This is a genomic window from Arthrobacter alpinus, from assembly GCF_001294625.1.
Classification (GTDB): domain Bacteria; phylum Actinomycetota; class Actinomycetes; order Actinomycetales; family Micrococcaceae; genus Specibacter; species Specibacter alpinus_A.
The window spans coordinates 1,577,851-1,603,637 of record NZ_CP012677.1; the positions used below are offsets into that span (position 1 = coordinate 1,577,851).

The 25,787-nt window shown below is 62.4% G+C and carries 22 protein-coding genes; 15 read left to right on the plus strand and 7 right to left on the minus strand.

The annotated features are described in order from the left end of the window. From prcA to AOC05_RS07055, 11 genes are all read left to right on the plus strand, one after another. On the plus strand, positions 1-744 hold the full coding sequence (prcA, locus tag AOC05_RS07005) for a proteasome subunit alpha (RefSeq protein WP_062006613.1): 744 nt from the start codon (positions 1-3) through the stop codon (positions 742-744). A gap of 1 nt (position 745) precedes the next feature. Beyond that, positions 746-2,119 carry a Pup--protein ligase gene (gene pafA, locus AOC05_RS07010; RefSeq protein ID WP_062006614.1) on the plus strand — a complete coding sequence of 458 codons (1,374 nt, stop codon included), beginning with the start codon at positions 746-748 and terminating at the stop codon, positions 2,117-2,119. 130 nt (positions 2,120-2,249) lie between these two features. Continuing rightward, positions 2,250-3,221: an FKBP-type peptidyl-prolyl cis-trans isomerase gene (locus AOC05_RS07015; protein WP_062006615.1), complete on the plus strand. Its 972-nt coding sequence runs from the start codon at positions 2,250-2,252 to the stop codon at positions 3,219-3,221. A 32-nt stretch (positions 3,222-3,253) separates the two neighbouring features. Next, positions 3,254-3,649, plus strand: coding sequence for an FKBP-type peptidyl-prolyl cis-trans isomerase (locus AOC05_RS07020; RefSeq protein ID WP_062006616.1), 396 nt, complete (start codon positions 3,254-3,256; stop codon positions 3,647-3,649). A gap of 122 nt (positions 3,650-3,771) precedes the next feature. Beyond that, complete coding sequence (locus AOC05_RS07025) at positions 3,772-5,886, plus strand: helix-turn-helix transcriptional regulator (protein WP_062006617.1); 2,115 nt, start codon at positions 3,772-3,774, stop codon at positions 5,884-5,886. Between the two features lie 39 nt (positions 5,887-5,925). Further along, entirely contained in the window at positions 5,926-6,255 is a 330-nt protein-coding gene (locus AOC05_RS07030) for a hypothetical protein (RefSeq protein WP_062006618.1), read from the plus strand. 33 nt (positions 6,256-6,288) lie between these two features. Then, a complete protein-coding gene (locus AOC05_RS07035; RefSeq protein WP_062006619.1) occupies positions 6,289-6,549 on the plus strand; it encodes a Sec-independent protein translocase subunit TatA in 261 nt (86 codons plus the stop codon). A 65-nt stretch (positions 6,550-6,614) separates the two neighbouring features. After that, entirely contained in the window at positions 6,615-7,409 is a 795-nt protein-coding gene (gene tatC / locus AOC05_RS07040) for a twin-arginine translocase subunit TatC (protein WP_062009483.1), read from the plus strand. 35 nt (positions 7,410-7,444) lie between these two features. Further along, entirely contained in the window at positions 7,445-10,309 is a 2,865-nt protein-coding gene (locus AOC05_RS07045) for a DEAD/DEAH box helicase (RefSeq protein ID WP_230085244.1), read from the plus strand. A 109-nt stretch (positions 10,310-10,418) separates the two neighbouring features. Then, positions 10,419-12,047 (plus strand): amidohydrolase, encoded by a 1,629-nt coding sequence (locus AOC05_RS07050; RefSeq protein WP_062006621.1) that lies wholly within the window; start codon positions 10,419-10,421, stop codon positions 12,045-12,047. Between the two features lie 432 nt (positions 12,048-12,479). Continuing rightward, a complete protein-coding gene (locus AOC05_RS07055; RefSeq protein WP_062006622.1) occupies positions 12,480-13,211 on the plus strand; it encodes a polyprenol monophosphomannose synthase in 732 nt (243 codons plus the stop codon). 97 nt (positions 13,212-13,308) lie between these two features. Here AOC05_RS07055 and AOC05_RS07060 read toward each other — a convergent pair whose 3' ends face one another. The 4 genes from AOC05_RS07060 to AOC05_RS07075 form a co-directional block, all read right to left on the minus strand. Further along, complete coding sequence (locus tag AOC05_RS07060; RefSeq protein WP_062006623.1) at positions 13,309-13,650, minus strand: RNA polymerase-binding protein RbpA; 342 nt, start codon at positions 13,648-13,650, stop codon at positions 13,309-13,311. A 232-nt stretch (positions 13,651-13,882) separates the two neighbouring features. Then, a complete protein-coding gene (locus AOC05_RS07065) occupies positions 13,883-14,809 on the minus strand; it encodes an SPFH domain-containing protein (RefSeq protein ID WP_062006624.1) in 927 nt (308 codons plus the stop codon). A gap of 91 nt (positions 14,810-14,900) precedes the next feature. Next, positions 14,901-15,386 (minus strand): NfeD family protein, encoded by a 486-nt coding sequence (locus tag AOC05_RS07070; protein WP_062006625.1) that lies wholly within the window; start codon positions 15,384-15,386, stop codon positions 14,901-14,903. A 66-nt stretch (positions 15,387-15,452) separates the two neighbouring features. Beyond that, complete coding sequence (locus AOC05_RS07075; RefSeq protein WP_062006626.1) at positions 15,453-16,862, minus strand: PLP-dependent aminotransferase family protein; 1,410 nt, start codon at positions 16,860-16,862, stop codon at positions 15,453-15,455. A gap of 59 nt (positions 16,863-16,921) precedes the next feature. Between AOC05_RS07075 and AOC05_RS07080 the strand changes: the two genes are divergently transcribed. Beyond that, complete coding sequence (locus tag AOC05_RS07080; protein WP_082357819.1) at positions 16,922-17,590, plus strand: YczE/YyaS/YitT family protein; 669 nt, start codon at positions 16,922-16,924, stop codon at positions 17,588-17,590. Positions 17,591-17,651: 61 nt separating this feature from the next. Here AOC05_RS07080 and AOC05_RS07085 read toward each other — a convergent pair whose 3' ends face one another. Genes AOC05_RS07085 through AOC05_RS20405 form a run of 3 tightly spaced genes read right to left on the minus strand, consistent with a single transcriptional unit; the run spans position 17,652 to position 19,374 of the window. Then, positions 17,652-18,575 carry a putative RNA methyltransferase gene (locus AOC05_RS07085; protein WP_062006627.1) on the minus strand — a complete coding sequence of 308 codons (924 nt, stop codon included), beginning with the start codon at positions 18,573-18,575 and terminating at the stop codon, positions 17,652-17,654. A gap of 27 nt (positions 18,576-18,602) precedes the next feature. Continuing rightward, positions 18,603-19,253, minus strand: a complete 651-nt coding sequence (locus AOC05_RS07090) for a peptide deformylase (protein ID WP_062006628.1) — start codon at positions 19,251-19,253, stop codon at positions 18,603-18,605. Then, positions 19,246-19,374, minus strand: a complete 129-nt coding sequence (locus AOC05_RS20405; RefSeq protein WP_257720357.1) for a hypothetical protein — start codon at positions 19,372-19,374, stop codon at positions 19,246-19,248. The genes AOC05_RS07090 and AOC05_RS20405 overlap by 8 nt, the downstream gene beginning before the upstream one ends. 91 nt (positions 19,375-19,465) lie before the next feature. On the opposite strand from AOC05_RS20405, the gene AOC05_RS07095 reads away from it, so the two are divergent. The 3 genes from AOC05_RS07095 to AOC05_RS07105 are packed head-to-tail and all read left to right on the plus strand — an operon-like array spanning position 19,466 to position 25,239. Beyond that, entirely contained in the window at positions 19,466-22,267 is a 2,802-nt protein-coding gene (locus tag AOC05_RS07095; protein WP_062006629.1) for an aconitate hydratase, read from the plus strand. 51 nt (positions 22,268-22,318) lie between these two features. Next, positions 22,319-22,852 (plus strand): GNAT family N-acetyltransferase, encoded by a 534-nt coding sequence (locus tag AOC05_RS07100; RefSeq protein ID WP_062006630.1) that lies wholly within the window; start codon positions 22,319-22,321, stop codon positions 22,850-22,852. Next, the gene (locus AOC05_RS07105) at positions 22,849-25,239 is read left to right on the plus strand and encodes an ATP-binding cassette domain-containing protein (protein ID WP_062006631.1); all 2,391 of its coding nucleotides are present in this window, start codon (positions 22,849-22,851) and stop codon (positions 25,237-25,239) included. The genes AOC05_RS07100 and AOC05_RS07105 overlap by 4 nt, the downstream gene beginning before the upstream one ends. The last annotated feature ends 548 nt before the right edge of the window (positions 25,240-25,787 follow it).

The window sequence follows — 25,787 nt, forward strand, 5'->3', positions numbered from 1 at the left end:
ATGTCACAACAGTTTTATGTTTCCCCTGAACAGATGATGAAGGACCGAGCCGACTTTGCCCGCAAGGGGATCGCCCGGGGTCGGTCCGTGGTGGTTCTCAGCTACCGGGACGGCATTGCCCTGGTGGCGGAGAACCCATCGGCAACCCTGCACAAGATCGGTGAGATATACGATCGCATAGCGTTTGCCGCGGTCGGAAAGTACAACGAGTTTGAAAGCTTGCGACAGGCGGGAGTTAGGTACGCGGACGTCCGCGGATACTCTTACGACAGATCCGATGTCAGCGCCCGTGGCTTGGCAAGCGTCTACGCGCAAAGCCTGGGGACGGTGTTTACGGCCGAACAAAAGCCCTTCGAGGTGGAGTTGGCCGTTGCCGAGGTTGGCGCCATCCAGGCGCAGGACCATATTTTTCGCCTCACCTTTGACGGCTCCATCGCCGACGAGTCGGGCTACTTGGCCATGGGCGGCAATGCTGAGCTGGTCCAAGGGCAGCTGCGGGACCTCTGGCAGGTCGGGGCCGGTCTGGAACAGGCACTTGCCTGGGCGGTGGCCGCCTTGCAAAAGCCCCGGCAGGACATCGCCGGGGCCGGTGGCGGCCCCGGCGCGGACGGTCTCGGTGCCGGTAATTTGGAAGTTGCCGTGCTAGAGCGAAACGGCCATGAAGTGCGTGGCACACACCGTGCCTTTAAACGGTTGGCACCGGCCGAGGTGGAAAAGATTTTGAGCTCCCAGGGAAAGGCCTAGAGTGGATCGGCGTATTTTTGGCATCGAGACTGAGTTTGGCATTGCCTACTCGGCTCCCGGCTCACGTCCCTTATCTCCCGAAGAAGTGGCCCGCTACCTTTTTAGAAAGGTGGTGAGCTGGGGGCGCTCCTCCAACGTGTTCCTACCCAATGGTTCCCGGCTGTACCTGGATGTGGGATCCCACCCCGAATACGCCACCGCTGAATGTGACTCCATTGAGCAGCTTATTGCCCATGACAAGGCAGGGGAACTCATTCTCAACGAACTCGTCTCCGAGGCCCAGTCACGGCTGGCCTTGGAAGGTTACACCGGAAAAATCTTCTTGTTCAAGAACAACGTTGACTCTGCAGGGAACTCCTATGGCAGCCACGAAAACTACCTGATCACCCGGCGCGGGGAATTCAGCAGGTTGGCGGACATCCTGATTCCCTTCCTAGTGACGCGCCAGTTGCTGGCCGGGGCCGGAAAAGTCATGGGCGCCCAACAGGGGGGACGCTTTGCCTTTTCCCAACGCGCCGATCATATTTGGGAAGGCGTGTCATCGGCCACCACCCGCTCCCGGCCCATCATCAACACCCGGGATGAACCCCACGCCGACGCCGAACTGTACCGGCGCCTGCACGTGATTGTGGGCGACTCGAACATGAGCGAAACCACCACCATGCTCAAGGTAGGCACCGTGGACTTGCTGCTGCGCATGATCGAGGCTGGCACCATCATGAGCGATATGCGGATGGAAAACCCGATCCGCAGCATTCGAGAGATTTCCCACGATCTCACGGGCAAGCATGCCGTGAAAATGGCTGATGGGCGCACACTGAACGCCCTTGAAATTCAGCGGCACTACTTGGATAAGGTCAGCGCCTTCGTCCGTTCCCACGGGGCACACAACGAGCTGGTCCCACGTATCTTGGACCTTTGGGGGCGCACCCTGGATGCCGTGGAGGCACAAGACTACTCAAGCATTGACACCGAGATCGACTGGGCTATTAAGCACAAACTGTTGACCGCCTACGCGGACCGCCACGGTCTGGACCTTGGCTCGGCCCAGGTGGCACAGCTGGATTTGCGCTATCACGATATTTCCCAGGAGCGTGGCCTGTTCAACATGCTTGTGCGCCGTGGGGCGGCGGCCAGGGTCAGCCACAATGAGGCCATCGCACAGGCTGTCGATGTGGCACCATCCACTACTAGGGCTGCGCTGCGCGGGAGATTCGTCTCCGCCGCCCGTGACTCCGGGCGTGACTACACTGTCGATTGGGTGCACCTGAAGCTCAATGACCGCTCACACCAAACCATCTTGTGTAAGGATCCCTTTGCCAGCACCGATGAGCGCGTGGACGAGCTGATAGCTTCGTTGCAGCCCGGCTACTAGAGCCTCCGGGCAACGGTGGCAGCCAGCCTATACCCAGATAGTGCGGATATGCTTGTTGCGCCTGCGAGTTGCTCCACCATTCGCAGTTCCTTGCAGCATTTCCATCCGTCCCGCCATCGAAAGTGTCTCTGTGCGCCGAATTCTTGCACTGCTCCTGCCCTTACTGCTTCTTTTGAGCGCATGTTCCGGAGCAACCTCTGACCCCAGCTCCAGCGACTCGGCCAGTACCCCACCGGCCAATGCGGAGGCCCTGGCCTCCGTGAAGGTGGAAGATCACGGCGCCGGCAAGCCGCCCACTGTCACCTTTGACAAGCCGTTGGCAATCAAAGCCGAGTCCATCAGGGTAGTCACAGAAGGCACCGGCGCCGAAATCAAGGCCGGCCAGGCAGTGACCCTTCGTGCCATCGGCCTCAACGCCGAGGACGGCACCTCAGAAGGAAACAACTTTGCCGACCCGGCAGGGGAGCGCATGCTCTTTGACGACACCTTCAAGTCCCAGAACCCGGTCGTCTATAACACCTTTGTCGGCGCCAAGATCGGCTCCTACGTGGCTTACGCATACCCCGGAACCCCGGCCGTTGCAGGAAGCAGTGCAGCCCCCAGCCAGCCAGCAAAGCCAACCGTTTTGAGCGTATTTTTCATTGAATCAGCCAGTGACATTGTCAAGCCGCTGACCAAGCCCGAGGGCGAGACGCTCACTCCTCCCGCCGGTCTGCCCACGGTGAAAGAGAACGACAAGGGTGTTCCCGCCATCACCATCGGGGATGCCAAGGCACCCACTGAACTCATTGCCCAGGACCTGATCAAGGGCAAGGGCGCCGATGTGAAGTCCGGTGACACGATCGTCGTGAACTATGCGGGCGCCACGTTCTCCGACGGCAAGGTTTTCGATGAGAGCTACTCCAAGGGACAGACCTTCACCACCCCCATCGGAGTAGGTAAAGTCATCCCCGGATGGGACAAGGGACTCGTGGGTAAAACCGTGGGGTCCAGGGTTCTGTTAGTCATCCCTAAGGAGTTGGCATATGCCTCGGCGAACGCCAGCAATGGCCAGCCCATCGGCGACTTGGTCTTTGTTGTTGATATCCTTGGTGTCGAGTAGTTTCCCCCAGCCTTCTAACAACGAGGAGCACCATGTCATTTGGCACCCGCGACTTTGATCGCACCAAACCCGAAATTGAATTCCCCGACCACGCCGTCCCCACCGAACTGGTCATTGAGGACATCGTGGAAGGAACCGGCACGGAGGTGGTGCGAGGCAGTACAGTCTCCACCCACTATGTGGGCGTCGCGTTCTCCACGGGCGAAGAGTTTGACTCATCCTGGGGCCGCGGCACGCCGCTTGAATTCAAGGCCGGAATCGGCCAGGTCATCCAGGGCTGGGATCAGGGCTTGCTCGGCATGAAGGTGGGCGGCCGTCGCCGTCTGGAAATCCCTTCCGAGCTGGCTTACGGCTCACGAGGCGCCGGTGGAGCAATCGGCCCCAACGAAGCGTTGATCTTTGTGGTTGATCTGGTGGGCGTTCGCTGACCCATCCATGATTTGCCTGCGTGTGGCCCCCAAGCAGTGCTTGGGGGCCACACGCTTTTTAAACGTCATGCCTGGGTGTCATGATGGCAAGACCGGGTCCCTGTCCTAGTACTCTTGGGAACGTGTCCACATCAATCGATGCCAGCGAACGCAGGCTCAACCTCGTCATTGCGTTGCTGGGTACCCGGCAGGGCCACAGCAGGCACTACATTCGCGAACATGTCAACGGGTACGCCCGGATAGCGTCAACAGCCGCCGCGGAAGTTACGGCCGGTGTTGCCTTTGAACGCATGTTTGAACGGGACAAGGAAACCCTGCGCGAACTGGGCATCCCCATCTCCACAACCGCCACCCACGATCTGGACAGTGCCGAACAGGCCCTGTACCGGATCAAGCCCGGCGAATACCGTGTCCCCGAGATCCGCCTTGACGAACCAGCCATGACCTTGCTGGCTGTTGCCGCCAACCTGTGGGCCGAGGCAGCCTTCAGCGAGGCGGCCCAGTCTGCCCTGCGCAAGATCGCCGCCCGTTCCGGATCAAGCTGGTACGACGACGACACCACCGTCCAGTCACGCATCCGCACCCGTGAGCCGGCCTTTGAACCCTTGTGGACAGCCCTGCGTCAGGGCAACCCCGTGCGGTTCCACTACAGGGGCGCGGGCACCGAAACCGCCACACCCCGCTTGGTTCACCCGTGGGGCCTTGGCAGCAAATACGGCGAATGGTATCTCTCGGGCTTGGACCTTCAGAAGTCTGAGCAGCGCAACTTCCGCCTCTCACGGATTCAATCAGAGGTCACCGTGCTGACTGAGGAACAGCTGACGCGACCGGCCCGGTTCTCCATCGGCACCATCCTGGACGGGCTGGGGAAGCAGGAACCCTACCGGGCAGTGGTGATTGTACCCACGGGTTCAACGCACTCCCTGCGCAGCAGGGAAGGAACCACCGTGCTTGACCCACGTGGTCCCGCAGGCACTGACACCTTGTCCATCAGCTACCGTGAACCGGAGCTGATGGCAGACGATCTGGCTGCCTTGGGCGCCTACGCCACGGTCATGGAACCACGCGATCTGCGGGAAGCCGTTGTCGCCAGGCTCCAGGCGGCGGCCGCCGCTGCCAGGCAGGCACCACCGGTAACGTATGACCCCGCACGGCCGGCGGAGGCCGGTTTCGGGCCTGTCCTAGCGGCCCCGCGGGGCAAAAAGAAGGACTCCCGCGATAGATTGCTGCGGTTGCTCTCCATGGTGCCGTTCCTGGTGGCAAACCCCGGCATTGAAGAATCGGAGCTAGCACAGGAATTTGGCCTGTCAGCGAAACAGCTCAGCAAGGATTTAGCGACCCTGACGGTGTCCGGCCTGCCCGGCTACCTGCACGGAGACCTCATGGATGTCAGCAATGAGGCCGGCCAAGTGTTCATCCGCGACGCAGAAACTCTCGCCAGTCCACTGCGCCTGACCCAGGAAGAAGCCTGCGCCCTACTGGTGGGAATGGACGCCTTGACGGCCATCCCGGGCACCCGTGAGGCGCGGTCCCTGCGCACCGCCATCGACTCGCTCAAGCGGGTGGCGGGCGAGGACGCATGGCTCGCGGACGCCGTCGCCCTGCAATTGCTCACCAGCGGTGAACTGGCCACGATTGCCCAACTGCAGGCCTTGATCGGTGAAGGCGACGCCGCCGAGATCAGCTACCTTGTCCGCAGCCGGGACGAACTGACCCAACGTGTCATAGAACCCCGGCGCATCTTTTCCATCGACTCGCAGTGGTACATCCGCGCCTGGTGCAGGCGGGCCGGGGAGATGCGCAGCTTCCGGGTGGATGGTATTCGTTCCCTACACGCGGCCGGGCCCCAGACTCAGCACGGTGCCAGCCACACCCAGACCGCGCCGGCTTCCTCCAACGGCGTCTACACCCCGGGCGCCCACGACCAACAGGTCCAATTGGTGGCAGATGCGGCCACCGCCCAACGGCTGGCACCTGCCTATGGCGCCACCTTGCACCAACTGCCTCCGGGCGCGGACGGGACCGAACGTTTGGGTGTGCAGATGTTGGTGGGCGAGAGCCGCACCGTCGCCCCCCTCATGGCCCGCCTGGGCGGGCACGCCCACGTGGTGGCGCCGTTGGCGCTCCGGGAGGAAACTTTCACCTGGCTGACCGCCTCGCTGGCACACTATGGGGCCACTGAAGACGATGACGCTGTGGGCGAAAGCACTAAGACCACTCCCAGTCAGGACGGCTAGACTCAAACAATGCCTTGGTGGTCGTGGATTCTTATATGGGTGGCGCTTGTGGCGCTGGCCCTTCTCTTTGTGACCGCTTTGGGCTTCAAACTCTGGCGTGAGGCTTCCTTGACCATGCGCTCCATGACGGCGGTCAGTGAACAGCTGACGCAGCGGTGGGAGACCAATTCCCAAGCGTTCCAAGAGTCATACGTCACAGAGGAGCGAAATGTTGTTCCTGGCTCCGCCGTTTTTGCAACGCCAGAACAAATGAAGGATGATTACCTAGCTGCCAAGGAGGAACGGCGTTTCGCCCGCCTCCAACGGCGCGTCGCCCGCAGGAAAGAACGCGGACAGCTCCAATCCTTGCGCGACATCGAAGCTTTATAAGACGTAGGATGAACCAAAAGGAAAGGTCATACCGTGGCAATATTTAGGGAACCGTGGGTTCTTGGCATCATCATTCTCGTAGCGATTCTCCTGTTCGCAGGGCCGAAGCTGCCGAGCATAGCCCGCAACCTTGGACAGTCAATGCGCATCATCAAATCCGAGGTCAAGGAAATGAAGAACGACGGCAAGGAAGAAAAGACTGCCGCACCCACACCCGACGCCGAATCACCTGTCGAGGGCAAGATCGTCAACGACCCCACGAAGCCGGGCACCACTGACGGCACCGGCGTCTAGTCATAGAATCTGCTACTGAGAACGTGAGTGCAGTGAAGGGGCGCAAAGCCAACCCTGACGGTCAGATGTCCCTTAAAGAGCATCTGGTTGAAGCTAGGAACAGGCTCTTCAAGAGTGCCTTGGCCATGATTCCCGGGATCGTCATCGGGTGGATTCTCTATGACCCCCTGATGGCAGCCGTGACTGCGCCACTGCGTGACATCAGCGCCGAACGGCACATTGTCGCCTCACTTAACTTTGAAGGCGTCACAACCTCGTTTGACCTGAAGCTACAAATATCGCTCATTCTGGGTCTTATTCTGGCCTCACCTGTCTGGATCTACCAGCTGTGGGCGTTCATCACGCCCGGGCTGACGAAGAAGGAACGCCGTTACACGCTGTCGTACCTGTTTGCCGCGGTTCCCTTGTTCCTGGCCGGCGTGTACGTTGGCTGGCTGATCTGGCCCAACATTGTTCGGGCCTTGACATCCTTCACACCGGAGGGCGGCTCCAACATCATGAAGGCCGTCGACTACCTCCAGTTCGTGCTGCAGCTGATGCTGTTTATGGGTGTCGCGTTCTTGGTCCCCGTCCTGCTTTTTGCGTTGAACGCCATCGGCATGGTGCGCGGCAAGACGTATTTGAAGGCTTGGCGATTCACCATCTTGGGTGTCACCATCGTCTCGGCTATGGCGGCACCGGGTTCGGATGTCATGTCGATGTTCTTCTTGGCCGCACCCCTGTTAGTACTGTACTTCGGCGCCATCGGGCTGTGCATTCTCAATGACAAGCGCAGGGATCGGCGCCTGGCCAAACGGGCGAAGGAAACCGAAGCGAACGCCGACGTTGCCACACCGTCGAAGGACTTGGAAATTCACTGACTGGCCCCGGCCTCGCGTAGGCTGGTGGTATGCCAATGCCTGAGCTTCCAACACCCGCCGAACGCTATCTGGCAGCCAGGGACAACGTCGCTGACGCCGCTAGTGACTTTGGCGCTTTCAAGGAAACGCTCGACTTTGATTTAGATGATTTTCAACTCACCGCGTGCCGGGCCCTTGTGGCCGGCCGCGGTGTTTTAGTTGCCGCCCCCACCGGTGCCGGGAAAACCATTGTGGGAGAATTTGCCGTCTACCTGGCCCTGTCTCGCGGGCACAAGGCGTTTTACACCACGCCCATCAAGGCCCTGAGCAACCAGAAATACCAGGAGCTGGCCCGCAAATACGGCGCGGAAAACGTGGGGCTGCTGACGGGGGACACCAGCATCAACTCAGAGGCCCCCGTGGTGGTGATGACCACGGAGGTGTTGCGCAACATGCTCTACGCGGATTCGCAAACACTTTCCGGCCTGGCTTACGTGGTGATGGACGAGGTCCACTACCTGGCCGACAGATTCCGTGGCGCCGTGTGGGAGGAAGTGATCATCCACCTGCCCAGCGAAGTATCTGTGGTGTCCTTGAGCGCCACCGTGTCCAATGCCGAGGAATTTGGTGCCTGGTTGGGCACTGTGCGCGGCGACACCGCCGTGGTGGTTTCGGAGCACCGGCCGGTGCCGTTGTGGCAGCACGTGATGGTCCAGCGCGAGATCGTGGACCTTTTTGCCACGCAACAGTCCTTCGACGAGATTGCCGCTGACCTGGCCCCGGGCCAGGATCCGCGCTTCAAGGTCAATCCGGAGCTGCTCAAGCTTGCCCGCAGTGAAAACCCCCAGGCCCACCGGGGCCGGCCGGGGTCACGCCCCGGGCGGCGGGATCACCGCAGCGGTTCCGGCAATGGCGCCGGTGCCTCCAAATATTCTTCACCCTTGAACCGCTCGGCAGCCGGCATGGTACAGAAGGCGTCCCGGCCCCAGGTCATCAGGGCACTGGAAAGCGCCAATCTTCTTCCTGCCATCACGTTCATCTTCTCCCGGGCCGCATGTGACGCAGCGGTCCAGCAGTGCGCCGCCGCCGGCCTGTGGCTCACCACGGCGCAGGAGCAAGCGGAGATTGCCCGCCGCGTTGACGCGGCGTGTGCCGATCTGCCCGATTCCGACAAGGACATCTTGGGCTACTGGGGTTGGCGGGACGGTTTGCAGCGCGGGCTTGCAGCCCACCACGCAGGCATGCTGCCCAGCTTCAAGGAAGTCGTGGAGGAACTGTTCGCCGACGGTCTGGTGCAGGCCGTGTTCGCCACAGAAACACTCGCCCTGGGCATCAACATGCCGGCTCGCACAGTGGTTTTGGAGAAACTTGAAAAATTCAATGGCGAAGCGCACGTGGATATCACAGCGGGGGAGTACACCCAGCTGACCGGCCGGGCAGGGCGCCGCGGCATTGATGTGGAGGGGCACGCGGTGGTGCTGTGGCAACCAGGCACCGACCCTGCCGCGGTGGCAGGCCTGGCATCCAGGCGCACCTACCCGTTGAACTCTAGCTTCCGGCCCACCTACAACATGAGCATCAACCTCATGGCCCAATTTGGCCGCCATCGGACCCGGGACATCCTGGAGTCCTCGTTTGCCCAGTTCCAGGCGGACAGGTCAGTGGTTGATCTGGCCAAGCAGGTCAGGTCCCGGGAGGAATCCTTGGTGGGCTATGAGAAGGCCATGGCCTGCCATCGGGGGGACTTCAGCGAGTACGCGAGACTGCGCCGCGAACTATCCGACCACGAGAGTGGCGCATCGAAGTCCAAGGCGAAACAGCGGCGTACCGCGCTGACTCAGTCACTGTCCGCCCTGAGCCCTGGGGACGTGATCATGGTTCCGGCCGGACGAACCCCCGGTTACGCCGTCGTACTCGAAGCCGATCCCAGCGCGCGTGAACCTCGCCCCCTGATACTGACTCTGGAGAAGGAGGTGCGCCGGCTGAGCATCAATGACCTTGCCGGTCCCCCCTCCCAACAGACTCATGTTCGCCTCGGCAAAAACTTCAACGCGAAGGTTCCCAAGGACCGCAGGAACCTGCTGGAGGCGGTGTCGGATGCGCTCGCCCAAGCCGGGAGCAAGCGGGCAGGCAGAGGCGCCTTTGACATTGCCGATTCGCCGTACAGCGACACCGAGGCCGTCCAGGCCCTCCGCCGGGCTTTGCATGCCCACCCCTGCCACGATTGCAGCGATCGTGAGGAGCACGCGCGCTGGGCTGAACGCTGGTGGAAACTACGGCGCGAGACCGATGTCCTGGCCCGGGCTATCGCGCAACGGACCAACACCATCGCCAAAACCTTTGACAGGGTCACCGATCTGCTGTCGGCCTACGGTTTCGTGGAGCTGGACGACGCCGGGAACGCACGCCCCAGCGCAGACGGCCAACGCTTGCGCCGGGTTTACGGGGAGAAGGATTTGCTGATCGCCATGGCCCTGCGTGAGGGTGCCTTCGAGGACTTGGACGCAGCTGAACTCGCAGCATTCACCACGGCCGTCGTCTACCAGGCCAAGCGTGAGCACGACGGGGCCCGGCCGCGGATGCCCAGTGTCAGTTTGGAAACCTCGGTGGAAACCGTGGTGCGGCTGTGGGCGGCATTGGCGGACACTGAGGAAGCCCACCGCCTGCCGTTGACCAGCGAACCCGAACTGGGCCTTGTCTGGCCCATGTTCAAGTGGGCCACGGGGCGCTCCCTCCAAGACTCGCTGCACGGCACTGAACTGGCTGCCGGTGACTTTGTCCGCTGGACCAAACAAGTGATTGACCTGCTGGGCCAACTGTCGACGGTGCCGGGAATGCCCGCCCACTTCTCGCGGTTGTGCAAGTCGGCCATTGATTTGCTACGCCGCGGCGTAGTGGCGTACACCACTGTTGTGGACTAGCCCCAACGCTCCGCTGGCACATTAGCTTCCCACACCTCAGCAGCTCTTAACACCACAGCCCGGCTACCGGGCGTGTGGGCAGAAAAGTTCTCGAAAGGACTCCACCGCCATGTCTTTGACCATGTACCGCAACGGCTCCGTCTACAGTGCAGCAGACCCTTTAGCCACAGCGATGCTGGTGGATGGCGACACCGTGGCCTGGGTGGGCTCCGAACACGCAGCCACATCCTTACTTGATGCACGCATGCGGCTCGTCGACCTGGCCGGGACCCTCATAACACCCGGCTTCGTGGACTCCCACGTGCACGTGACCGAGACCGGGACGGCCCTGGAGTCGATTGACCTTTCCAATACCAGGTCGGTGACACAGGCACTTGCTTTAGTGGCGGCCGCGGCGGCCGCCAACCCTCACGGCATCCTGCAGGGCCACGGCTGGGATGAGTCCTCCTGGGCGGAGCAGCGCCCGCTGACGGCCGTGGAGCTGGATCGGGCCACTGGGAGCCGTGAGGTCTATTTGGCGCGTGTAGACGTGCACTCAGGGACTGTGTCCGGGTCCTTGGCGAAGCGATGCGGGCTGCCCGGTCTTGACGGCTGGCGGGGCGACGGGCTTGTCACCGGCGCCGCCCATGCCTGCGCCCGCGACGCCTCACGCCAGCTCTCCACGGCGGACCGCACCAGGATTCAACAGCGCGCCCTGCGCCATGCCGCAGCCAACGGTTACGTCGCCTTGGCAGAAATGAGTGCCCCGCATGTTGGTTCGGCCCAGGATTTGGCCTCCCTGGCGGCTCTGAGCTCCTTCACTGCTCCGGAGGCCTTTGCCGAGGTCCTGCCCTACTGGGGCCAGGTGGTTTCCAGCGCCGACGAGGCCCGGCAGGTGCTGGCATCCCTGGGCACACCCGTTCTGGGGCTGGCTGGTGACCTTAACATCGACGGCTCGCTGGGCTCCCGTTCGGCGTTCTTGCGTGCACCGTATGCGGACGCCCCGGATGGGCGGGGACAGGCCTATCTGACGGCGGCCCAGATCGGCGACCATTTGGCGGCCACCTCCGAGCTGGGGATCTCCGGCGGCTTCCACATCATTGGCGACGGCGCCATGGACCTGGCGCTGGAAGGCCTCGCTCTCGCCGCGGAGCAGGTGGGCATCGAGAAGGTTCGTGCGGCTGGGCATCGATTCGAACACGCCGAGATGGTTGACGACGCTGCCATGGCGGCGTTGGCCCGGCACGCCGTCACCGTCTCGATCCAGCCGGTCTTTGATGCTTTCTGGGGCGGGGGGGAGGGCATGTATGCCCAACGCCTTGGCGCGGAACGGGCTGCCCTCCTAAACCCGGTGGCCAGGTTCTACGAGGCTGGTGTGCCGATCTGCTTTGGCTCGGACTCTCCCGTGACGCCCCTGAACCCGTGGGCAAGCGTCCGCGCAGCCTTGTCGCATCACCAGCCGGGCCAAAGGATTTCGGCCCGGGCCGCGTTCATTGGCCACACTCGTGCAGGCTGGCGCGCCGCGGGGGCGCAGAATCCCATGCTGGGCCAGTTAGCCCCCGGCGCCCCCGCCAGCTTTGCCATCTGGGAGGTTGATGAGCTCATGGTGCAGGTGGCTGACGAGCGAGTACAGTCTTGGTCAACGGATCCGCGGGCACGCACCCCATTGCTGCCTGCCCTTGACACTGCCAACGACCCTCGCTGTCTGGCGACGGTGCACCGAGGCCGGGAACTGTACACCGCTGCGGACTTCTCCTGAACAGTCTTTGTTTCGCCCCGCCGCAGGCCTCTGACCTGCACCAATAGGCGTCGGTGCAGGTCAGCAGTGTATTGACAGCGAGGCCGCTGGCCGTTAGTTTTTATGGAAGTGGCTTGCCTTTATGGCGATCCCCACCGATGCTTCGCAAGCTGGTCTCGGTGTTAGGGAGATAAGTTCACGTGTCAGTAGAAAACAAACAGATTTTCCACGTCCTTGATGTGGGTACTGTTTGGCCCGAAGGCGCGTGAGCTTGTCTTTCCTTGTGTGCTTTTCGCCTCACAGTGACGGCCGCCTTCAGCACATCCACCTATACTAGGGATTTGGCGCCGCGTGCCCGCTGCCTTCACTGGCCAGCCCTTTGTCCCGCGTGGATGCGTGCCGCACCGAAGATGTGACCTGTTTTCTCATTTCCACACGGAAAGGCACCAACTGTTGCGTGTCCTGACAATAATTCCCACATACAACGAGATTGAGTCCCTGCCCAAGACTCTCAAGCGGCTCCGCGCCGCTGCCCCTCATGTCGACGTACTCATCGCCGATGACAACAGCCCCGATGGCACGGGCAAGCTTGCCGACGAGTTTGCCGCTGCTGACAGCCAGGTGCACGTGTTGCACCGCGCAGGCAAGCAAGGGCTGGGCGCGGCGTACCTGGCAGGTTTCGCGTGGGGCCTGGATGCCGGCTATGACGTCCTCGTGGAAATGGACGCAGACGGTTCCCACCAGCCCGAACAGTTGCCGCTGCTGCTGGATGCCATCGACCAAGGGGCCGATCTTGTCCTGGGCTCCCGCTGGGTGCCGGGCGGCAAAGTGGTGAACTGGCCCCTGCATCGCAAGCTGATCTCCACCTGTGGCAGCTTGTACTCGCGTGTCCTGCTCGGGATCTCCATCCGCGACGTCACGGGGGGCTACCGCGCCTTCCGCCGCACCACGCTGGAGGCACTTGACCTTGAGGCCGTGGATTCGGTGGGTTACGGTTTTCAGGTGGACATGTTGTGGCGCGTCTGCCAGAAGGGCCTGAAAGTGGTTGAAGTCCCCATCACTTTCGTGGAGCGTGAATTCGGTGCTTCCAAGATGAGCGGCAATATTGTCCAAGAAGCCATCCTCAACGTCACCAAGTGGGGTCTGAGCGCTCGGTGGAACAAGCTGAGCGGCCGCAACAAGTAACTGCTCTCAAGGTCTTTTGAACCCACGCAAAAGGCGGGCGACCCGGTTTCGGGTCGCCCGCCTTTTGCGTGGGCAGGAATTTACAGGCTAAGGAACCTTAGACCTTTTCGCCACGCTTCTGACGAAGAATGGTCAGGCGGTCCGCCAAAATGGTTTCCAGTTCCGGAAGCGAGCGGCGTTCCAGCAGCATGTCCCAGTGGGTGCGTACCGGCTTGTCGTTGGAGGTGTCCGGTGCCTCACCATTGACGAGCAGGGCTTCCTTGCCGGTCTTGGAAACCCACACTGGGGGGATCTCTGCCTCGGCAGAGAACGTCACAAACACCTGCTCGCCATCCGCGCAACGGTATTCAATTCGCTGACGGGGAGCGGGCTCCACACCCGACTCCGTCTCCATGCTCTGTGCGCCCAAGCGCATACCGCGCAAGCTACGATCGCTCATGACTTCTCCCTAATATTGTTGCCGAATCTAGTGATTTTCGGCGTTTGGTCTGAGCCGGCCGTATCCAACGTCCGGCCCAATCCACGTTCGTCATTGTTTCAACGCTTTACCAGGCTACGTTGTTCCACACGCCCAACACTGCGCAAAATAGGCCGCCGAAAACGCCGCGCGGCCAAGCACCCATTATACGTGCTTGACCGCGAAGTTCCATGCAGCTCGTGCCGCTTCGCCGCTAGGGGTCGGTGGCAACGTCGGCGGCGTCATCGGTATCCGCCGTCGTGTTGCCCAGGACGTTACCAATTCCCTTTAGCGCCTCGCCGACTTCACTGGGGATAATCCACAGTTTATTGGAGGACCCGGAGGCGATCTTCGGCAGGGTTTGCAGGTACTGGTAGGCCAGCAGTTTCTGGGTCGGGTTGCCCTTGTGGATGGCACCGAACACCTTCTGGATGGCCTGGGACTCACCGTCGGCACGCAGGATGGCGGCTTTTGCGTCACCCTCTGCTTTGAGGATGGAGGACTGGCGTTCACCTTCGGCGGTCAAAATGGCCGACTGCTTGGTTCCCTCGGCGGTCAGGATCGCGGCACGACGGTCCCGCTCGGCACGCATCTGCTTTTCCATGGAATCCTGGATGGACAGGGGCGGGTCGATGGCCTTGAGCTCAACACGGCTGACCCGGATGCCCCAGCGGCCGGTGGCCTCATCAAGGACGCCACGGAGCTGGCCGTTGATCTGGTCGCGAGAGGTCAGGGCCTCTTCAAGGTTCAAGCCACCCACAACGTTACGCAGTGTTGTAGTGGTCAACTGCTCCACGGCCTGAATGTAGTTGGCGATCTCGTAGGTGGCAGCCCTCGGATCGGTGACCTGGAAGTACACCACGGTGTCAATGGAGACCACCAGGTTGTCCTCGGTGATGACCGGTTGCGGGGGGAAGGAGACAACCTGCTCGCGCAAATCCAGCAGCGGCAGCAACCGGTCCACGAAGGGGATCAGTACTGTCAAGCCGGGGTTAAGTGTCCGCTGGTATTTACCAAGTCGCTCAACAACGCCAGCACGTGCCTGCGGAACAATGCGCACGGACCGGACCAGGACAATGACGACGAATATCAGCAAGACCAAAACAACAAAGAGCCAAACCAGTGTGCCTGCGTCTCCCATGAAATCCCCTCTTTTCTGTGTGAAGAATATGTGCTCCTGAACGCCATTTGGCACAGGAAAACTCTTTCAACGGACTAGGCGGCTTTTTCGCCTAGCCAATTATTGCGGCGGTTCCTGTCGCCTTGTGGACAGTGGGGAAGCTGATGATGGCAGTGGCACCGTCGATGGCGGCTACTTCAACCTCGGCGCCCATGGGAATCTCCTTGCCATCGCGGATCCGTGCCGTCCACACGTCACCACCAATTTTGACGAGGCCGCTGTTGGTGCTGACAGGCTCCAACACCACGGCATGGTGCCCGATGAGTCTGTCAACATTGGAGAGTTGGTCTGCCGGGCCGCGCCGCAAGTGGGCCAGTGCCAGGGGCCTGATTAGCACTGTGGTGGCGAGGGCGACTACGCAGAAGATGACAATCTGCAGCCACAACGGAGCGCCGAACAGGAATGCCACCAGCGAGGCCAAGGCACCAACCGACATTAAAATGAAGTACAGATTCAACGTCAGCATCTCGGCAACGGCCAACAGCAGGAACACCGTCAGCCAGATGATCCAACCAAAGTCATTAATCCATTCGAGCATTGAGTCCCCCTTAGAGACTTATATTGCGTATCTATGAGCCTACTACGAGCGGCTGGGAATATGCGGCTAAATGACCGCCTGAAGTGGCATTCTCAAGGGGTCCGAGCCCACTTGGGAGCTGACACGTGCCAGGATTCGCACGCCGTCGTGCAATTGTTCATCGGCGTAGCAAAACGGCAGCCGCAAGAAACGCTCAAATGCACCGTCCAGACCAAAACGTGGTCCCGGCACCAAGCCCAGGCCCTCGTTGCGGGCAGCCAGGGCCAGCGCAGAGGAGGATGTGGTTTCGGTGTTGATCCACAAGGAAAGCCCCCCGTCGGGCACTTTGACATCCCACTGGGGTAGGTGTTCGGCTAGCAATCGCACCAGGGTGTCCCGGCCCCGTTGCAGATCCCGGCTGCGGTTGTCGCTCAGCAGCGGCAAGTCCTTGAGCAGGGACGTGGCGACGAGTTGTTCAAACAACGGCGTCCCCAAGTCCGACGACGGACGGTTGCGCAGGAGCTGTGCGAGGACTTCCCGGGGCCCTCGGATCCAGCCGACCCGCAGCCCTCCCCACGCAATCTTGCCAAGCGAGCCCAGCGTGATGACGTTCGGGTTGAAGCAGGCAAGCGGCGGCATCGGGCCCCTGTCGATATCCAAAAGTGCCGTAGTTTCATCCACCACCAGCACGGTGCCCTCGCGTTGGGCTGCTGCGGCAAGGTATTCGCGTTCCGGGACGGTCATGCTCATGCCGGTGGGGTTGTGGAAATCCGGCATGAGGAAGGCCATGCTGGGTGCGGCCCGCCGGATTTGCAGCAATGCTTCGGCCAGGTCCCAGCCGCCATCTTGGCGTACGGGAAAAGCCAGCAGCCGCGCCCCCACGGAGCTGAAGGTGTCCAGGGCGTGCGGATACGTGGGTTGTTCCACCATGATCCGTTCACCGGGGGAGTACAGGGTCCGGGTAACGAGGTTCAGCGCGTGCTGGGCCCCGATGGTGACCATGATCTGCTCAGCTGAGGTGGGCAGGCCCCTGTCCCGGTAGCTTTGGGCGATGGCCTCACGCAGGTCCGGCAAGCCCACCATGTCGAAACCGTCGTGGGTGAGGTAGCGGGGGATCTCCTGCGCCGCAGCCGTGAAGGCCGCGCCTAGCCCCGGGTAGGCCGGAGCTGTCGCCTTGGTAAAGTCTAGTGGCAGCCCCTGGTGCAGGGTGTGCTCACCGCGTTCGCGACCCGGCAGTGTCAAGGTGCTGCCGGAGCCGCGCACACTGGCCAGGTAGCCGTCGTCGCGCAGTTTCGAGTAGGCGGCGGCAACCGTGGTCCTGCTCAGCTCCAGGGCGTTGCTCAGCTCGCGTTCGGCCGGTAGTTTGGCCCCGCTGGCCAGCCGCCCGTCAATCAACAGGACCCGGATGCGCTCGGCCAAGGCCCTGTAGGCCGGGGCGCTCGAACGCCATTCACCCAGCTCGCGGGCCAGCCGCCGTCCAGTGACAAAAGTGTTCATAAAGCCACCTTAGGCGAATTGGACCTAGTGCATAAGGCCAGTTTGGTTAGAATTGTGTAATGCCACTGTTTCTTTCGACCCAAAACCTCCCCGCCCGTTTGCTCCGACTCCTGCTGGGCCTGTTGATGTACGGCATCGCCATTGCGTTGATGATCCGTGGCAATATTGGCGCCTCCCCGTGGGACGTCTTCGCCCAGGGCGCTTCACGAACCACCGGGATTTCTTTTGGACTGTGCACGGTGATCATCAGCGCCATCGTGTTGCTCTTTTGGATCCCGCTGCGGCAAAAGCCGGGCGTTGGCACCATTGCCAACGCCGTCCTGGTGGGCGTCTTTGCCGATCTTGGCCTCGCCGTGATTCCCCAGGCCAGCCACCCGCTGCTACAGGGCGCCTCGTTCATGTGCGGACTGTGCCTGCTGGCGTTTGCCACCGCCCTCTACATTGGCGCTGGCTTGGGACCGGGGCCCCGTGACGGGTTGATGACGGGGTTGGTGCGCGTCACCGGCAGGCCCGTGTGGATGATCCGCACGGGCATTGAACTGAGCGTGGTTGTGGTGGGGTTCTTCATGGGTGGTGTGGTGGGGGCCGGCACGGCAGCGTTTGCCGTGGGCGTAGGCCCCCTGACGCAGGTGACCCTGCGGTGGCTGGGGGTTAACCTTCACGGCAAGAACCAGAGCTCCGGCGCCGCCCCGCTGCTGGACGCCGGCACACCCGGCAGTCCTCTTTAGATAGGCGTTGCCGCTTGCCTGTCAGTATTGCGCGGCGGCTAGTCCGACGCGGCGGCTAGCATTACGCGGCGGCTAGCTTGCTGAAAATGGAGATTTGAAACTCGGCCTGCACAGCAGTGAACGCGGGCAGTCCCAGCACTGTCCTGGCAAGGTGTTGTGGGTCCACATGGTGCCCGGCCGGTCCCATGAGGGCCACATTCTGGATGTCGCGCGGGGAAAGTACCAGGGACACGTTCACTTCTCGGCGTTCCTGAAGGTGGAAGTGGCCTGCCATGGCTTGAACCAGTTCCGCCTCCTTTTGAGGCTGAATGCCCAGCATGCCAGCCAGTTCAGCTATTTGTGCCAGGTGCCCTGGCCTGGGTGTCACCACCACCAGCTTGCCCCGGGGCGCCAGCACGCGAGCAAACTCGGCGGCGTTTCGCGGGGCGAAAACCACTAGGACCGCATCGGCCCGACCGGCCTCCACCGGCAAGGGCTGCCACAGGTCCCACACCAGATTTACCGTGCCCGAGTTGCGGCGGGCCGCCCGGCGCAGGGCGAACTTGGAGATGTCCAGCCCGATCGAGTCGATGCCGTGTTCACCGCCCGGACCGCTGGCGAGGTTCACTAGAATACGGTCCAGGTAATACCCGGCGCCGGTGCCGGCGTCTAGGACCAGAGGCCGGGAGACCAGCGGCCGGGACGTTCCGGCGGGTGCGCACTCGGGCCGGGCGTCGCGCACAACCTCGCCCACCACCTCGCCAAGGGCGTCGGCGAGGGGTGCGTAGTGGCCGGCGTCGAGGAAGTCCTCGCGCGCCGCCACCATCTCCGCGGTGTCCTGGGTGAACTTGGTGCCGCGGCCGCTCAACAGGTTCACATAACCTTGGCGAGCAATGTCGAAGCAGTGTCCGTCAATGCACTTCAAGGAATTTTCACCGGGGAGTGTCTCCACGAACTCCAAACCGCAGACGGGGCAGATGAGGGCGTCGAGCGCACTGTTTTCCATAGTTTTATCCTAGAGGGGCGTGCCGGTTTAGAAGTTCAGCTTCGCGCGCGCGTAGGCAACGTCCGGGTGGGCCCAGTTGGCCGAGTACTCGGCGTTGGAGGCGAGGGATCGCGTGTGGGCCTTGTCAATGTACAAGGTGCCGGCCAGGTGGTCGGTTTCGTGCTGCACGATCCGTGCCTGCCACCCAGAGAACCGTCGGGTGTGCGCGGTGCCGTGGTCGTCGTCGTACCTCAGCTCGACGGCGATGGCCCGGTCCACCACAGCCTGCCAGCCGGACATGGACAGGCAACCTTCATAGTGCGACGCCGTGGCCGTCCCCACGGGCGTGTATCGGGGGTTGAGGATGGCGAGAAAGTCAAGGGGGTGCCGCTCGCGCGCTGCCGCGTTCTCGGCGCTGACCTCGTACAGGTCTTCCATGACTGCCAACTGCAAGGGCACGCCAATCTGCGGAGCGGCCAGCCCAACGCCGGGGGCCGCACGCATGACCTCGGTCATCACGGCAATGAGCCCGGCCAGTTCGGTGGCACTGAGCTGACCGGTGAACGGCAGGGCCCGGGCGCGTAGCACCGGGTGCCCGGCCTGCACGATAGGGGGCAGTTCGCCGCCATCGAGGACGGCCGTGACGGACCGGCGCAGGTCAGCGTCGTCGAAGGGCGCGGGGGCTTTCCACTCAGGCATTGCCGTGCTCGATCCGCCGGCCGCCCACGGGGGAGCAGGCGCTGGCCCGGTCAATTTCTTGTACAACTTTCATCTGTGTGCCTTCCAAAGAGATTCCGTCGGCCTCTATTGTGCCAAGCATTTATTGTGCCAAGCATTCTCAAAACCTGCTTGCTATCCGTGGAGTGGGGGTTAGGGTGGCTTAAAAGGTTACGCAACGAAAAGGGATTGTCATGTCTTCCAATAGTTTCGATGCACGTAGTGAAATCACCGTTGACGGCGAGTCGTATGAGATTTACCGCCTTGACGCGGTTCCGGGTTCGGCACGGCTGCCGTACAGCTTGAAGGTGCTGCTGGAGAACCTGTTGCGTAACGAGGATGGTCGCCTTGTGACTGCGGAGCAGGTCCGCGCCGTGGGGGATTGGGACCCTGCCGCCGAGGCCAGCAAGGAGATCCAGTACACGCCGGCCCGTGTGCTGATGCAGGATTTCACCGGCGTCCCGTGTGTGGTGGACCTGGTAGCCATGCGCGACGCCATGTCCGATTTGGGCGGGGACCCCACCAAGATCAACCCCTTGATCCCCGGTGAGCTAGTCATCGACCACTCGGTCATCGCCGATGTCTTCAACCGCCCCGACGCCATTTCCGTGAACTCCGAGCTGGAGTTCAAGCGTAACCAGGAGCGCTACCAGTTGCTGCGCTGGGCCCAGCAGTCCTTTGCCGACTTCCTGGTGGTCCCGCCAGACACCGGTATCTGCCATCAAGTCAACCTCGAGTACCTCTCCCGGGTGGTGTTCACCAGGACGCGCGACGGCGTGGCGCAGGCTTATCCGGACACCTTGGTGGGCACGGACTCGCACACACCCATGGTGAACGGGCTGGGCGTGCTGGGCTGGGGCGTGGGCGGCATCGAGGCAGAGGCCGCCATGCTGGGCCAGCCCATGAGCATGCTGGTGCCGCAGGTGGTGGGCTTCAAGCTCACCGGCGAACTGCCTGAGGGGACCACCGCCACCGACCTGGTCCTGACCGTGGCCGAACTGCTGCGCCAAACCCGTGTGGTGGGAAAGTTCGTGGACTTCTTCGGCCCAGGCGTGGCGAACGTCCCGCTGGCCAACCGGGCCACCTTGGGGAATATGAGCCCGGAGTACGGCTCCACCTGCGCCATCTTCCCGATCGACGAGGAAACGCTCAGCTACCTGCGCCTGACCGGCCGCCCCGAACACCAGATCCGGCTCGTGGAGGCCTACGCCAAGGAGCAGGGCCTGTGGCACGACCCGTTCCACACCCCCGACTACAGCCAGATCGTGGAACTGGACTTGGCCACGGTGGAGAGCTCCATCGCCGGGCCCAAGCGGCCACAGGACAGGATTCCGTTGCGCAGCGCCAGCCGGGCCGTCCGCGGCCTGCTGGCGGGGGAGTCTCAGGAAGCGGCCGTTCTGGCTGGCGGCCTCGACGACGCCGGGAGCGAGTCGTTCCCGGCCAGCGACCCGGTGGCCATCAGCACCCGGATCCCGCGCGACGAGCCGCCGCACGTCTTTACCGACGACGGCTCCGGGGATTCCTTGGAATGGCACAGTGACCCCACGCAATTCCTATTGGACGGTCAGAACCTCACCCTTGACCACGGCGACGTGGTCATCGCGGCCATCACATCGTGCACCAACACCTCCAACCCGTCGGTCATGATCGGCGCCGGGCTGCTGGCCAAGAAGGCCGTGGAGCTGGGCCTGGAGCGCAAGCCGTGGGTCAAGACGACGCTGGCCCCCGGCTCGCGCGTGGTCACCGACTACTTCAACCGGGCCGGGCTCACCCCTTACCTGGAGAAGATCGGTTTCAGCCTGGTCGGCTACGGCTGCACCACCTGCATCGGTAACTCCGGCCCGCTCATCCCCGAGGTCAGTGCCGCCGTCAACGCCAAGGACCTGAACGTCTCGGCAGTGCTCTCCGGCAACAGGAACTTCGAGGGCCGCATTCACCCCGAGGTGAAGATGAACTTCCTGGCTTCCCCGCCGCTGGTCATCGCCTACGCCCTGGCCGGGTCAATGCACGTTGACCTGCTCAAGGACCCGCTGGGCACCTCCTCGTCTGGAGAGCCCGTCTATCTGAAGGACATCTGGCCCACGACGGCCGAAATCAAGGAAGTGGTGGACGCCAGCCTCGAGGCTCAAATGTTCACGGACGGCTACGCGGATGTCTACCACGGGGACGAGAACTGGCGCGGCATGCACGTTCCGGAAGGTGACATGTTCGCCTGGTCGGAGGATTCCACCTATGTGCGCAAGCCCCCATACTTTGACGGTATGGCGCGGGAACCGGAGCCCGTGACCGACATTGTCGGCGCACGTGTGCTGGCCCTTCTGGGGGATTCGGTCACCACCGACCACATCTCCCCGGCCGGTAACATTCGCAAGTCATCGCCGGCGGGGCAGTACCTACTGGAGCACGGTGTTTCCCAGGGCGACTTCAACTCCTATGGCTCCCGCCGAGGCAACCACAATGTGATGATCCGCGGCACCTTCGCGAACATCCGCCTGCGCAACCTGCTGGTGCCAGGGGTGGAGGGCGGCTTCACGAAGCGCTCGGCCGACGGCCCGGTGGAAACTATTTTCGACGCCTCGAACGCTTTCCAGGCTGACGGCACGCCGCTGGTGGTCATTGCCGGCACCGATTACGGCTCCGGCTCCTCACGGGACTGGGCGGCCAAGGGCACCATGCTTCTGGGAGTGAAGGCCGTCATCGCCGCATCGTTTGAGCGCATTCACCGCTCCAACCTGATCGGCATGGGCGTGCTGCCGCTGCAGTTCAAGGACGCGGACACAGCCGAATCGCTGGGCCTGACCGGCATGGAGACCTACTCCATCGTCGGGTTGGCCGGCGCCAACCCGTTCCCGCGCGAGGTCACCGTGCGCATTGAGTCCGACGACGCCAGCCGCGAGGTCGTGACAACGCTACGTATAGACACCCCCGCGGAGGAGGCCTACTACATGCACGGCGGGATCCTGCAATACGTGCTGCGGCAGATGCTGGCGGCATAGCCGGGCTCGACCAGGCACAGTGGAGTGCTGCTCAAGAGGCATAATGATCAAATGACAGCACACATCACCACTGATCGCCTTGCCCTGCGCCCCTGGGAAGACTCCGACGTCGACTTTGTCTACGACCTGTACTCCCGGTGGGTGGTGCAGCGCTTCATCGGCGCCGAACCGGCCGTCATGGCCAGCCGTTCCGAAGCGGTCGATCGGGTGGAGCGTTTCATGGCGCTGGACCACCCCGTCCACGGCATTTGGGCCGTGACCGGCAAGGAGGACGGATTGCCCGTTGGCACACTTTTGCTCAAGCCAATCCCAGCCTCAGGTGAGGAGCCGCTGGAACCGTCCTCCGACGTCGAAATTGGCTGGCATTTTCACCCCGACCACTGGGGCAAGGGCTTTGCCTCCGAGGCTGCCGCGGCGGTGCTTGAACACGCCTTCGCGTCCGGACTTGCGCAGGTCGTAGCCGTGACGAACCCTGCCAATGCGGCGTCGCAGAGCGTGTGCCGGCGCATTGGCATGGAGCACCAGGGCCGGACCAAAAAATATTACAACGCCGAGTGCGAGTTGTTCGTGATCGGGGCCCCATGAGTCCCGAAGCCGCCAGCGAAAGGCACGTTCGCACGCCGCACATTGCCGACAGTCATGAGAAGATCCGGGTCCAGGGCGCCCGGGTAAACAACCTCAAGAACATCAGCGTTGAGATCCCCAAGCGCCGGTTGACGGTGTTCACCGGCGTGTCCGGCTCCGGCAAGAGCTCCCTGGTCTTTGGCACCATCGCGGCCGAGTCGCAGCGGATGATCAATGAAACCTACAGCGCCTTTGTGCAGGGCTTCATGCCCACCCTGGCCCGACCGGATGTTGACGTGCTGGAGGGGCTGACAACGGCGATCCTCGTGGACCAGGAGCGGATAGGCGCCAATCCGCGCTCCACGGTGGGCACCGTGACCGACGCGAACGCTATGCTGCGGATCGTGTTTAGCCGCCTGGCCCAACCCCACATTGGTTCACCCCAGGCGTACTCCTTCAATGTGGCGTCCATCTCAGGCGCCGGTGCCGTCACCATCGAAAAGGGCGGAGAGAAGATCAAGGAGCGTCGCAGCTTCTCCATTACCGGCGGCATGTGCCCGCGCTGTGAAGGCATGGGCAGGGTCAACGACTTCAACCTCGAGGCCCTGTTCGACGGCGGGAAGTCTTTGTCCGAGGGTGCCGTTCTGGTGCCCAACTACAGCATGGACGGCTGGTACGGGCGCATCTTTGCCGGTTCCGGCTTCTTTGACATGGACAAGAAGTTGGGGAAGTTCACCAAAAAAGAACTCAACGACCTCTTGCACAAGGAGCCCACCAAGATCAAGGTCGAGGGCATCAACCTCACTTATGAAGGCATCATCCCCAAGATGCAAAAGTCAATGCTGTCCAAGGACGTTGACGCACTCCAGCCGCACATTCGAGCCTTTGTGGAGCGCGCCGTCGTGTTCACCACCTGCCCCGAGTGCCAGGGCAGCCGGCTGGCCGCGCATGCTCGCAATTCCAGGATTGACGGCGTGAGCATCGCCGACGCCTGTGCCCTGCAGATCAGCGACCTGGCCGTCTGGGTCCGCTCCCTGAACGAACCCTCCGTGGCTCCCTTGCTGGGTGCGTTGGGCGAAACCTTGGACTCGTTTGTGAACATTGGGTTGGGATATCTTTCCCTGGAGCGCCCCTCAGGAACCCTATCCGGCGGTGAGGCGCAGCGCACCAAGATGATCCGTCACCTGGGCTCGTCCCTGACGGATGTCACTTATGTCTTTGACGAGCCGACTATCGGGCTGCACCCGCACGACATCGCCCGCATGAACGAGTTGCTGCTGCAGTTGCGAGACAAAGGCAACACCGTGCTGGTGGTGGAGCACAAGCCCGAGGCCATCACCATCGCCGACCACGTTGTTGATCTGGGCCCGCGGGCCGGGGCCCAGGGCGGGCAAGTGGTATTTGAGGGCACCGTCGAGGGGCTGCGGGCCAGCGGCACCATCACCGGAAAGCACCTGGACGACAGGATCTCCTTGAAGACTGCTCCGCGGGCTGCAGCCGGCACCTTGGAAGTGCGCGGCGCCACGGAGAACAATCTCCAAAACGTCGACGTCGACATTCCCCTTGGCGTACTGGCTGTCATCACTGGTGTGGCCGGCTCGGGCAAGAGCTCGCTGATCCACGGCTCGGTGTCCGGGCGCGACGGCGTGGTCACGGTTGACCAGGGCGCCATTCGCGGCTCCCGACGCAGCAACCCCGCCACGTACACGGGCCTCCTGGAGCCCATCCGTAAAGCTTTCGCAAAGGTGAACGGGGTGAAACCGGCCCTGTTCAGCGCCAACTCCGAGGGCGCCTGCCCCACCTGCAACGGCGCCGGTGTCATCTACACCGATCTGGGCATGATGGCCGGTGTTTCCACGGTCTGTGAAGAGTGCGAGGGCCGCCGCTTCCAGGCCGCCGTCCTTGATTACCACCTGGGCGGGCGCAACATTAGCGAGGTCCTGACCATGTCGGTGGACCAGGCCGTGGAATTCTTTGCGGCGGGGGAGGCCAAACTTCCGGCCGCGCACACAATCCTGGCCCGCATGGCCGACGTCGGGCTTGGCTACCTGACGCTTGGTCAGCCCCTGACAACCCTCTCCGGCGGGGAGCGGCAGCGCATCAAGCTGGCCACGCACCTGGGGGAGAAGGGTGGAGTTTATGTGCTCGATGAGCCCACCACCGGGCTACACCTGGCCGACGTCCAGAAGCTTCTGGGCCTGCTCGACCGGCTGATCGACTCCGGCAAGTCGGTGATCGTGATCGAACACCACCAGGCCGTCATGGCGCATGCCGACTGGATCATCGATATCGGCCCCGGTGCCGGGCACGACGGCGGCACGATCGTTTTCGAGGGAACGCCAGCGCAGCTGGTGGCCTCCCGGGAGACGTTGACGGGCCAGCACCTGGCCGCGTACGTGGGCACCTAAAATACTCCAACGGTGTTCGATTCTCCGCGACGGCAGCAAATGTTCGTATGTGGTGGGCGGCGCCGGGCCAGTTTTCGTATTTTTGCACGTTTGGCGGGGACCCGGGGGAGTTTGTTCCGACTCACCGGGCGCGGGTGAGTGCCGTGCTCAAGCACCCCGGTAGGGCGTTCTGCGAGGGTAATCCGGTCGCCATCATCACCCAGTGCGCGGAGGCCTCCTTCCTCGCCGTCGACAACGGCACAGGCTGGCCGGGCATGTCTCCAGAATTACGGACTCCTGCAACGCCAAGATAGCTGCCAAGAAGGATGCGGACGTGTGGCAGGTCCTTGACCTACTGGCACGGCAGCCCGTCATGTGTATCTAGTTGAAGGTGAAGATCTGATCATCATGCAGGTTCGATTCCACTACAAATAGGCGAACAATAGTCAACTTTCAACAAGGCATCCATTGCGCCGATAATCTATATTATGTCAACTAGATGGAATTGGACGCTGCTCGTGCAGACTGCCGCAGACCTGTTGTCCTGTCTCATCTAAAGTGGACCAATC